At 66.8% G+C, this 11294-nt stretch carries 7 protein-coding genes and 1 pseudogene; 3 read left to right on the forward strand and 5 right to left on the reverse strand.

Features of this window, described 5'->3' with window-relative positions:
* Positions 1 to 51: 51 nt before the first annotated feature.
* Positions 52 to 876, reverse strand: a complete 825-nt coding sequence (locus D3874_RS05920) for an MlaA family lipoprotein (protein ID WP_119777260.1) — start codon at positions 874 to 876, stop codon at positions 52 to 54.
* A 278-nt stretch (positions 877 to 1154) separates the two neighbouring features.
* Between D3874_RS05920 and D3874_RS05925 the strand changes: the two genes are divergently transcribed.
* The 3 genes and pseudogenes from D3874_RS05925 (at position 1155) to metH (ending at position 6521) form a co-directional block, all read left to right on the forward strand.
* The gene (locus D3874_RS05925) at positions 1155 to 2126 is read left to right on the forward strand and encodes an ArsR/SmtB family transcription factor (RefSeq protein ID WP_119777261.1); all 972 of its coding nucleotides are present in this window, start codon (positions 1155 to 1157) and stop codon (positions 2124 to 2126) included.
* Between the two features lie 13 nt (positions 2127 to 2139).
* On the forward strand, positions 2140 to 3021 hold the full coding sequence (metF, locus tag D3874_RS05930; RefSeq protein WP_119777262.1) for a methylenetetrahydrofolate reductase [NAD(P)H]: 882 nt from the start codon (positions 2140 to 2142) through the stop codon (positions 3019 to 3021).
* Positions 3022 to 3032: 11 nt separating this feature from the next.
* A pseudogene (metH, locus tag D3874_RS31890) lies at positions 3033 to 6521 on the forward strand (methionine synthase).
* Between the two features lie 181 nt (positions 6522 to 6702).
* On the opposite strand, the gene D3874_RS05940 reads toward metH, so the two are convergent.
* From D3874_RS05940 to D3874_RS05955, 4 genes are read right to left on the reverse strand one after another with little or no spacing between them, the layout of a single operon-like run.
* On the reverse strand, positions 6703 to 7470 hold the full coding sequence (locus D3874_RS05940; protein ID WP_119777263.1) for a hypothetical protein: 768 nt from the start codon (positions 7468 to 7470) through the stop codon (positions 6703 to 6705).
* On the reverse strand, positions 7467 to 8270 hold the full coding sequence (locus D3874_RS05945) for a hypothetical protein (RefSeq protein WP_119777264.1): 804 nt from the start codon (positions 8268 to 8270) through the stop codon (positions 7467 to 7469). Before D3874_RS05945 ends, D3874_RS05940 begins: the two co-directional genes overlap by 4 nt.
* A 3-nt stretch (positions 8271 to 8273) precedes the next feature.
* A complete protein-coding gene (locus D3874_RS05950; protein WP_158595858.1) occupies positions 8274 to 9134 on the reverse strand; it encodes an alpha/beta fold hydrolase in 861 nt (286 codons plus the stop codon).
* 30 nt (positions 9135 to 9164) lie between these two features.
* Positions 9165 to 11216: a lytic transglycosylase domain-containing protein gene (locus D3874_RS05955; RefSeq protein ID WP_158595859.1), complete on the reverse strand. Its 2052-nt coding sequence runs from the start codon at positions 11214 to 11216 to the stop codon at positions 9165 to 9167.
* Between the last annotated feature and the right edge of the window lie 78 nt (positions 11217 to 11294).

Raw genomic sequence — 11294 nt, forward strand, 5'->3', positions numbered from 1 at the left:
AAGAAACGGGCTGGCCGCGGTCGAGGTTCCCTCGCGCCCGGCCCGTCGAATTCACAAGGGATCGGCGAACCTCATATCGGCTTCGCTGTTGTCCTTGTTCTCGATCGCTGCCGCGCGCTGCTGACGATAGAGATTGCGCAGCGTGGCATAGAGATCGATCGAGGAAGCCTCGAGATCGTCGAAGGCTTCGATGTTTCGGGCGCGGCTGTCGACGATGTCGGCGCCCATGATGCCATAGCCGACATATTCCGCGTCATTGGCCGGCAGAACATAGGTTAGCGGGTCGAAGCCCTGGTCGACGATCAGGCCGACCAGATCGCGGGGCGGCTTGGGGCCCAGCAGCGGCAGCACCAGATAGGGGCCTTCGTCCAGCCCCCAGACCGCCAGGGTCTGGCCGAAATCCTCGTCATGGCGGGGATAGCCGATGTGGCTGGCATAATCGTAGAAGCCGCCGACACCGGCGATGGTATTGGTGATGAAGCGCGCGGCGGTGATCTCGGCCCGGTCCCACTCGCCCTGCAGCAGGTCGTTGGCGAGAATCACCGGGCTGCGCAGGTTGTTGAGGAAGTTGCGCAGGCCCCGCTGCACCGGATCGGGCGTCAGGCTGCGGTAGATCGTGGCGACCGGCTTCAGGAACATATAGTCGAGGAAGCGGTTCACTTCGAAGAAGTAGCGGTTCAGGGGCTCGATGGGGTCGTTGCGCTTCTGGAACTCGACGATCGCCTCGGAATCATCGGCCGGCGGGCGCTTGGCACAGCCGCCGACGACACCGGCGAGCAGGAGAATCGTCATCCCTGCGGCGATGAGGCGGCCAAAGCGTGTGCGCTCACGGCGATAGACCACGATCGCCTGGTCCTTCTCACCCGTCTGTGCCACCGAACTCTCCTCCGCACCTGGTGAGACTCCCCACCAATGCGGGAGCGTCCCTATACGAACCAATTGGTTAACATATGGCTCTCTTATCGAGAAAGGCGAATTTGGCCCATCCCCAGGGGTGAACGCATCGCACCTCTGCACCGTCGCATTGCAGCAACAATTCCACCAGGGCAACACCCTTGGCAGGCGAATGCGCCGGGCTGAGCGAAGAGAGTTGCGCACAGATATAAAGATATGTTTATGTCTTGTTATGTGCGCAATCGTTGACGCCTGACCCGATGACCGACCTGCTCGCTGCCCTCAAAGCCGCGGCCGAGCCTACTCGGCTGCGCATCCTGGGCCTCCTCGACCGGGCGGAGCTGACCGTGACCGAATTGACCCAGATTCTGGGGCAAAGTCAGCCGCGCCTTTCGCGTCATCTGAAGTTGATGGCCGAAGCCGGGCTGGTCGACCGGTTTCGCGAGGGGGCCTGGGTCTTCCATCGCCCCGCGGCCGACGGCACGGGGGCCGCGCTGGCCAACCACCTGCGGGCGATGCTGAACCGCGGTGATTCGACCTATCTGCGCGATCAGGCCCGGCTCGACGGGGTGCTGCGCGCCCGCACCGAAGTGGCGGCCGATTATTTCGCCGCCAACGCCGCGCAATGGGACCGTATCCGTGCCCTCCATGTTTCGGAAGCCGAGGTCGACGCCGCCCTGACCCGCATCCTGGGCGAGGCGCCGATCGGCTTGCTGCTCGACATCGGTACCGGCACCGGGCACATGCTGGAACTGTTCGGCCCGAAGGCGGAACGCGGGCTGGGCGTCGATCTCAGCCACGAAATGCTGGGCATCGCGCGGGCGAAACTCGATGGCGCCGGGCTCTATCATTGCCAGGTCCGCCACGGCGACATGAATGCGCTGCCGGTCGGCGACGAAACGGTCGATCTGGTGCTTTTCCACCAGGTGCTGCACTTCGCGGCCGATCCGCAGGCCGCGATCGACGAGGCCGCGCGCGTGCTGGCGCCCGGCGGGCGGGTGGCCCTGGTCGATTTCCTGCCCCACGCCCATGAGGAATTGCGCGAGCATCATGCCCATCGGCGGCTCGGCTTTGCCCCGCGCGAGGTCGCCCAATGGGGCCAGCATGCCCATCTCGACATCGGCCTTGCCGAAACCCTGTCGGGGGATCCGCTGACCGTCGGCCTGTGGCTGGGGCGCAAGCCCGGCCGGCCGGCGCTCGGGCGCGCCGCCGCCATCGATACCGTTTCCTGAAGTGGAACCTGCCATGATCCTCGCGCCCCTCGGCCCGCTGAACGTCTCGTTCGAATTCTTTCCGCCCAAGACCCCGGAAATGGAGGATGCCCTGTGGCGCACCGTGCGCCGGCTGGAGCCGCTGCAGCCGTCCTTCGTCTCGGTCACCTATGGGGCCGGCGGCTCCACGCGCGAGCGCACCCATGCCACGGTCAAGCGCCTGGTCGACGAGACCAGCCTGAACCCGGCCGCGCACCTGACCTGCGTCGCCGCCGCCAAGGGCGAGGTCGACGAGGTCGCCCGGGAATATTGGGATGCCGGCGTCCGCCACATCGTCGCCCTGCGCGGCGACCCGCAGGTGCCAGGCAGCCCCTACGAACCCCATCCCGGCGGCTATACCCGCGCGGCCGACCTGGTGGCGGGGCTGAAGCGCGTCGCCGATTTCGAGATCTCGGTCGCGGCCTACCCGGAAATCCATCCCGAGGCGCCGTCGCCCGGCGTCGACCTCGACAATCTCAAGCGCAAGATCGACGCCGGCGCCACCAGGGCGATCACCCAGTTCTTCTTCTACAACGACGTCTACTTCCGCTTCCTCGACCGCGTGCTGGCGGCCGGGATCACGGTGCCGGTGGTTCCCGGCATCATCCCGGTCTCGAACTTCAAGCAGATCGTGCGTTTCGCCGCCGCCTGCGGCGCCGCGATTCCGGGCACCATGGCGCGCCATTTTGAAGGCCTGGACGAGGATCCCGAAACCCGCAAGCTGGTGGCCACGACCATCGCGGCCGAGCAGGTACGCGGCCTGGCCGCTGCGGGCATCAAGGATTTCCACTTCTACACCTTGAACCGGGCGGACCTTTGCTTCGCCCTGTGCCATCTGTTGGGCCTGCGCGCCGCCCCGACTGCCGTCGCCGCCTGAGGACCTGAGTCATGAGCAATTTCCTCGACCATCTCGACGACCGCATCCTGCTGTGCGACGGCGCCATGGGCAGCCGGGTGCAGGCCCTGAACCTCGACACCGACAAGGATTTTGACGGCCGCGAGAATTGCACCGAGGTCTTGAACCGCACCCGGCCCGACGTGGTGCGCGATATCCACCTGTCCTACCTGCTGGCCGGCTCGGACATGGTGCAGACCAATTCCTTCGGCGGCTCGCCCATCACGCTCGCCGAATTCGACCTCCAGGACGAAACCTTCGAGCTGAACAAGCGCGCCGGCGAAATCGCCCGCGAGGCGATCGAGCAACTGGCCCACGACGGGCGCAAGCGTTTCGTGCTGGGCTCGATCGGGCCGGGCACGCGCCTGCCCTCGCTGGGTCACATCGCCTATGACCCGCTGGAACTGGCCCTGACCGCCCAGGCCGAGGGCCTGATCGCCGGCGGCGTCGATGCCATCCTGATCGAAACCTGCCAGGACACGCTGCAGATCAAGGCCGCCGTCAACGGCGCCAAGATCGCCCGGGCGAAGCTGGGCACCAACACGCCGATCGCCGTCCAGGTGACGGTCGAGACCACCGGCACCCTGCTGGTCGGCCCCGACATCGCCGCCGCGGCGACCGTGATCCATGCCCTGGACGTGCCCCTGATCGGCCTCAACTGCGCCACCGGCCCCAGGAAATGGCGGAACACGTCAAGTTCCTGTCGGAAAACTGGCCGGGCCGCATCGCCGTGCAGCCCAATGCCGGCCTGCCCGAATTGCTGGACGGCAAGACCCATTATCCGCTCGGCCCGACGAACTGGCCAAGTGGGTGCGCCGCTTCGTTCAGGAAGACGGCATCAACATGGTGGGGGGGTGCTGCGGCACTGGCCCCGACCATATCCGCGCGCTCGACCAGATGCTGCGTTCGATTGACGGCGCTGCCCCCCGGCCGCGCCCGTCCAAGCGCAGCTTCGTCTGGATCCCCTCGGTCGCCTCGCTCTATTCCCAGGTGCCGTTCCGCCAGGAGAATGCCTACCTCTCGATCGGCGAGCGCTGCAACGCCAACGGCTCCAAGGCTTTCCGCGAGGCCCAGGCGGCGCATGACTGGGACAAGTGCGTGGCCATGGGCCGCGAGCAGGTGAAGGAGGGCAGCCACACCCTCGACGTCTGCACCGCCTTCGTCGGCCGCAACGAAGTCTCCGACATGACCGAGGTCATCAGCCGCATGCGCGGCTCGGTGAATGCGCCGCTGGTCATCGACTCGACCGAGCTGCCGGTGATCGAGGCGGCGCTGAAGCTCTATGGCGGCAAGCCGATCATCAACTCGATCAATTTCGAGGACGGCGAGGAGCCGGCTTCAAGCCGCCTGTTGCTCGCCAAGAAGTTCGGCGCCGCCGTGGTGGCGCTGACCATCGAGGAAGCCGGCATGGCCAAGGATGCGGCGGGGAAGCTGCGCATCGCCAAGCGTCTCTACGATTTCGCGGTGAACAAGCATGGCCTGCCGCCCAGCGACCTTCTGTTCGACCCGCTGACCTTCACCATCTGCACCGGCAACGAGGACGACCGCAAGCTGGGCCTGGAGACGCTGGACGCGATCGAGACCATCGCCAAGGAAATGCCCGAGTGCCAGATCATCCTCGGCCTCTCCAACATTTCCTTCGGCCTGAACCCGGCGGCGCGCCATGTCCTGAACTCGGTCTATCTCGACCATGCCATGCGCCGCGGCCTGACCGGGGCCATCGTGCACCTGTCCAAGATCATGCCGCTGCACAAGATCGCGCCCGATGAACTCAAGGCCGCCGAGGACCTGATCTTCGATCGGCGCACGGAAGGCTACGATCCGCTTCACGCCTTCATCGCCCTGTTCGCCGACCGCACCGCCGCCAAGACGGTGAAGAAGGCGCGGGCCGAGACGGCGGAGGAACGCCTGACCCAGCGCATCGTCGATGGCGACCGCTTAGGGCTAGAGGACGACCTCGAGGAGGCGATGAGGGCGCATGCGCCGCTCGACATCATCAACACCTTCCTGCTGGACGGCATGAAGGTGGTGGGCGAGCTGTTCGGTTCTGGGAAAATGCAGTTGCCCTTCGTCCTGCAATCGGCCGAAACCATGAAGGCCGCCGTCGCCTATCTCGAACCCTTCATGGAGAAGGTGGAGGGCCAGGAGAAGGGCATCATCGTGCTGGCGACGGTGAAGGGCGACGTCCACGACATCGGCAAGAACCTGGTCGACATCATCCTGACCAACAACGGCTACAAGGTCGTCAACCTCGGCATCAAGCAGCCGTTGAGCGCGATCATGGAAGCGGCGGTATCGCACAAGGCCAATGCCGTCGGCATGTCCGGCCTGCTGGTCAAGTCGACCGTGATCATGCGCGAGAACCTGGAGGAGATGACCCGCCAGGGCCTGGACGTGCCGGTGTTCCTAGGCGGTGCGGCGCTCACCCGCAAGTATGTCGAGGAGGATTGCGTTCGCGCCTATGCGTCGGGCCGGGTCGCCTATGCCCGCGATGCCTTCGACGGCCTCGACCTGATGGCCAAGGTGGTCAACGACAATTTCGACGACCACCTGAAGGCGGCGCAGGCCAAGCGCGCCGGCCGGCCGTCCAATGCCAAGCGCATCGGCCAGGCCACGGAAGCCTCGATCGCCCGCCCGGTCGATTTCGAGGAAACCCGCGTCCGCCGCGAGGAATTGGCGAAGGGCGTCAGCGTGCCGGTGCCGCCGTTCTGGGGGCGAAGGTGATCGAGGACATGCCGCTGAAGGCACTCGTCCCGTTCCTGAACGAGACCATGCTGTTCCAGTTCCAGTGGGGCTTCGACAAGATGGGCCGCAGCCTGGAGGACTACCGCGCCTGGGCCGCCCAGGAAGTGCGCCCGATCCTCAATCGCCTGGTCGAGCAGGCCCAGCGCGAACACATCCTGAAGCCCCAGGCCGCCTACGGCTACTGGAAGGCCGCGGCCGAGGGCAATGATGTCGTGCTGTTCGACGAGTCGGGCGAGAAAGAGGTCTCCCGCTTCGCCTTCCCGCGCCAGGCGCGGGCCGGGGGCCTGTGCATCGCCGATTTCTTCCGCGATGTAACGAGTGGCGAGCGCGACGTGATCGGCCTGCAGGTGGTGACCATGGGCCAGCAGGCCTCCGAGATCGCGCGCGCCTGGTTCGCCGAGAACCGCTACCAGGATTACCTCTACCTGCACGGCCTGTCGGTCGAGATGGCCGAGGCGATGGCGGAATATGTCCACAAGCGCATCCGCGGCGAGTTGGGCTTCAGCCACGAGGACGACCGCGACATGGACAAGATGCTGAAGCAGGGCTACCGCGGCAGCCGCTATTCCTTCGGCTATCCCGCCTGCCCGAACCTCGCCGACCAGCACAAGCTCCTCGCCCTGCTGGGGGCCGAGCGCATCGGCGTCGTCATGGCCGACGAAGACCAACTCCACCCCGAGCAGTCGACCAGCGCCATCGTCGTCCACCACCCCCAGGCCAAGTATTTCTCGGTGTAACCCCAAGCTCCCTCTCCGCCGCGTGCGGGGGAGAGGGAAGGGGCCCGTCGCGAAGCGATGGGAAGGGTGAGGTGGTCGGCAGACAAGTCTCGCTCTATGGCTGCAAATTCGCATCTTACCTACGAATTTACGAGGTTGGGTCCTATTGGGTAGCCGGGTTGACCGCATCAGCGCATGACGATCAGGGCTGGGCGGCGAGGTACTCCAGCCGCTCGGCGGCGACCTTCCTGACGGTGTCGCGGTCGCTGCCGACCGGGATCTGGTAGGCCAGCCACAGGAACAATTCCTCCTGCGGGGTCAACATGGTCTGCGGGTCGGCATCGGCCGGGACAGCCTCGCCCGAGGCCGCTTCCGCCATGCCCATCAGGCCCAGCGCGCGCAGCAGCATCAGCGCCAGGCAACGCTGCTGTGCCCGGGCAGGCGTGCCCTCGACGATACGGATGGTGACGAAGCCCACCTCTCGCGGCTTGAGCGGGTGCATGGACATCGCATAGCTGCCGCAGCCCGCCGCCGGCAGGGCGGCGGCAGCGGGCGTGACATAGAAGGGCGGATCAAGGCTGACCTGGGGCCGTGGTGTGTCCAGCGCCGGCTTTTCCTCGCGGACGATCAGCGTCGCCTGGTCATAGTCCGGCGACCCCGGCTCGGGTGAAGGGGCGAGGCCGGTCAGTGCCCTGATGCGCTCGATCGCCGGCGGTTCTGCCGCGGTCAAGTCCGACCAGTCGAAATAGTGCAGCGGCTTACCGTCGGCCACTCGGGCAAGGCGCTCGGCATCGATCGGCAGCTGCATGAAATTATAGTAGGGCGCGCCACCCAGCGCGGCCGCCACGAAGCGGTCGATGGTGGCTGGATCGCGGGCAAGCGATGGCGCATCCGGCGGCGGCAAAGCCCCCGCATGGGCGGAGAACGCCAACAAGGCCAGACACGGCGCCAGATACTGGGAATATCTCATGGTTGCTGTTGAATCTGCTCGATCAGGACGGTGGCCTGGGCCTTTGCGGCGGCCCGGCTAAGGCCCGGTGTCATCCGGTAGAGCATCCAGAGAAACAGCCTTTCCTCGGGCGTCATGGCGGTTGCCAAGTCGGCCTCGGGGGGCGGGCTGCCGTTGTCGAAGGCCGCGCCCATCGACAAGCCTTGGAAGCGCAGCAGCATGAGGGCGAAGCAGCGTTTCCGTGCCAACGACGGGGCCTCGGCGGCGATGACCGCAAAGGCGAGGGTGATGCGCGAAGGATGCATGCCGTTGGTCATGAAATGTACTTCGCCGCACTGACGCTCGATGCCGTCGACACCAACGGTGACCTTGATGAAATCCTTGACAGCAAAGCGGACGAACGAGGAACTGTTCATCAACGAGGCGACTTTTTCGCGACGCTGATCGTAATCCATGATGAGCAGCAGGTAGGGCGGATCGTCCGCCTGGCCACAGGGACGCAATATTGTCGGCTCGTCGGTCAGAGTCGAGATTTCCGCGACGATAGGCGTCAATTCGGCAAGATAAGCATTGTCGGTCGCAGAGAAGCAGACGCTGGGCGATTTCAGGCTGTGGATCGTCCGTGCCACGCCCAGGCTTATTCCGGCCACCCTGGGAACGCTGTCGGGATCGACCGCCGCATCGAGAAAGCGGTTGATCAGTGTCGGATCCTCAAGGCGGACCTGTTCAATGATTTCCCGCGGCGGCAGGGCAACGTCGGCCAGTGCCTGGCCGCTCATCGCCACGATTATCGCGACGAGGGCAAAGCTGCGCCAACCCATCGCTCACCCCTCGACGCGGGCGATCAGGGCCTCGATGGCGGCAACCGAGACGGGCTCGTCCAGCAGGGGGGCATGGCCGCGCTCGGGCACTTCGACGGTGACGAGGTCGGGCTTGGCCGCCACCATCTTGGCGACCGTCGCCGGCGACAGCAGGTCGGACAGGGCGCCGCGCAGGACGGCGGTGGGGACGGCCGCCAGGCCGCCGAAGACCGCCCACAGGTCGCCGCCCGGCCCGCCTGTGCGCAGCGCTTCGCCGATCTTGGCATCATAATTGGGCCGCAGGCCGCCTTCCGGCTTCTCGACGAAGACGGCATGGGCGAAACGCTCCCACGCCGTGTCGGGCAAGACAGGGAACTGCGACAGGTTCAGGCCCTTGATCTGTGCCACCGCCTCGTCCCAGGTGGCGGGATCCGACTGGTTACCGGCAAAGGCGGCGATGCGGGCCAGGCCCTCGGGCGACAGTTCGGGGCCGATATCGTTGAGCACCGCGCCGGCCAGCAGGTGCGGCGCCAGCAGCGAGACGATCTGGGTGACGATGCCGCCCAGCGAGGTGCCGACGAAGACCGCCCGATTGATCCCGGTCAGGCCCAGCAGTTCGATCACGTCCCGGGCATAGGTCGGCGGCACGTAGTTCATCATCACCGGGTCGTAGTCCGACAGGCCCCGGCCGCGGAAATCGGGCGAGATCACGCGCCGTCCGCCTTGGGACAGGTGCAGGGCAAGGCTCTCGAAATCCTTGGAATTGCGGGTCAGGCCGGGCAGGCAGACGACCGGCAGGCGGCTGTCGCTGAAATTGCCGTAGTAGCGGGCATAGAGGGAGAGGCCGTCATGGGACGTGTAACGCAGGTCACGATAGGCGGCCATCATTCCTCCGGAATTTTTATGGGCTCGAGTTCAGCCGGCGGTGCTGCCGCGGTAGGGCCGGTCGACGATCGGCGAGGCGCGCGAGCCCGCGCCGCGCAACAGGTCCCGGGCGATGCCCAGGGCCGGCTGCTTGCTGCCGGCCAGGCGCTGGCGATAGACCTGGGTGTTCTCGATCACGCGCTGGATATAGTTGCGGGTCTCCTCGAAGGGGACCATCTCGATCCAGTCCACGACATCGACGGTGGACGAGCGCGGATCGCCGAAACGATCCACCCATTGGTCGATGCGCCCGCCGCCGGCATTGTAGGCCCCGGCGACCATGGCGTAGGAGCCGCCGAAATCCTCCAGCAGCTCGTCGAGGTGCGCGACGCCCAGGGTCATGTTGTAGGAGGGGTCGGAGGTGAGCCGTCCCTGATCGAAGGTCAGGCCCAGGTCCTTGGCCACCAGCTTGGCGGTCCCCGGCATCAACTGCATCAGGCCGCGGGCGCCGGCCGGGCTGACCGCCTCGGCGCGGAATTCGCTCTCCTGCCGGGTCAGGGCCAGGGCCAGGGCGCGCTCGGTCAGGGCGCCTTCGGGCATGTTCATGATCGGATAGCCGCGGGCACCCAGGAAGGTGCCGGCCAGGCTGGCTTCCTTGGCGGCGATGACGCCGGCATAGGTGCCGCCGTTGGTCGCGGCCATGTCGGCCACCAGGGCGCGCAGCGCGGGCGAGGGATTGTTCTCCATCACCTGCTTGAGGAAGGGGCGGATCCGGTTCACCTCGCCGATTTCGATCAGCATGCGGGCGGCCCGGACCAGCTCGTCCCGGTCGAGGGTGGCCTGTGCCCCGGCATCGGGCCGGGGATCGACGGGCAGGGCGCGCGACACCGTCTCGCCCAGTTCGAAGGCGGCGAGCTGGCCGTAGAAGGTTTGCGACTGGGCAGCCGCCTTTTCGTACCAGGTGCGCGCGGCGGCGGCATTGCCCGCCGCGGCCGCGGCCCGCCCCGCCCAGTAGCTGGCGCGCGAGACCGAAATCGGCGTCTTCACCTTGGTCGACATGGCGGTGAAATGGCGCAGGCCGACATCGGGCTGGCGCAGGAAGCGCAGGGCGATCCAGCCGGCAGTCCATTCCGCCTCGAAATAATCGGTGCCGTCGGTCAGGTTGTGCATCCGGGCGACCCGGTAGGCTTCCTGGTAGCGGCCGGCGGTGACCAGGCGGCGGGCAGCGTAGCGGATGTGCGGCCACCACTTAGGCGCATTCTGTGCCGTGGTGCCCTCGGGCAGGCTGGCGATCAGGTCGACGGCCTGGTCGTCGTAATCGAGCGAGCGCAGATAGCGCACGCGCGCGAACAGCAGGCCCGGCTCGTCCCGGCGGGCGGCGGGAACGGCGGCAAGATCCTTGGCCGCGGTCTTGGCGGCCAGGATGTACGAGATCGCCGCCGTCGACATGGCGCGGTAGTCGGGCGGCAGCAGCGGCTGCAGGCGCCGCGCCTCGGCCACATCCTCGTCCATCAGCAGCCGGTTCATCCGGGCGATATGGTCGGCCTGGGTCAATTGCCCGCCATAGCTGGCCAGGATCTGGCCCTCGGCCAGGCTGTCGGTGTCGGCATCGATCCAGCCCTGGCGCAGCAGCAGCAGGCCGCGCGCCTTGTCGCCGGCGGCCAGCAGGGCGGCGCCGAAGCGCAGCTTGCCGATCCCGGTGGCCGGCGGGTTGCGTTCGAACCAGGTGATCAGGCGCGACGGGGTGGTCGCGGTCGGGTCGATCGCCGCCTCGGCCCGGGCTAGGAGGGTGGCGCGGCGCGGCCAATTGGGATTGCGGTCGACGAATTGGGCGATCTCGTCGAAGCCGGCATAGTTTTCCTTGGCCAGGAAGCGCTGCCAGTCGATGACCTTGGCCAGGGTGCGGTCGCGGGCCGGGGCGGCGATCGCCGCGGCGTTGTCCCAGTCGCCATCGGCGGCCGCGGCAAAGGCCTGGGTATAGATCTGCCGGTCGGAAGCGCTGAGCAGCGAGGGGAAGCGCGCCGCCGTCGTTTGCGCCTGCGCCGGGTGATCGAACGGTGCAAGCGTCGCCGCCGCACCCGCCGCGAGCGCTAACAACACCATTCCCGTGGCCAGCCGCATCTTGAACCCCAGTCCCCGAATCAGCAGATCCCTGGCCACCCAGGATAGCGACGACCCGGC

The organism is Oleomonas cavernae, assembly GCF_003590945.1.
GTDB lineage: Bacteria > Pseudomonadota > Alphaproteobacteria > Zavarziniales > Zavarziniaceae > Zavarzinia > Zavarzinia cavernae.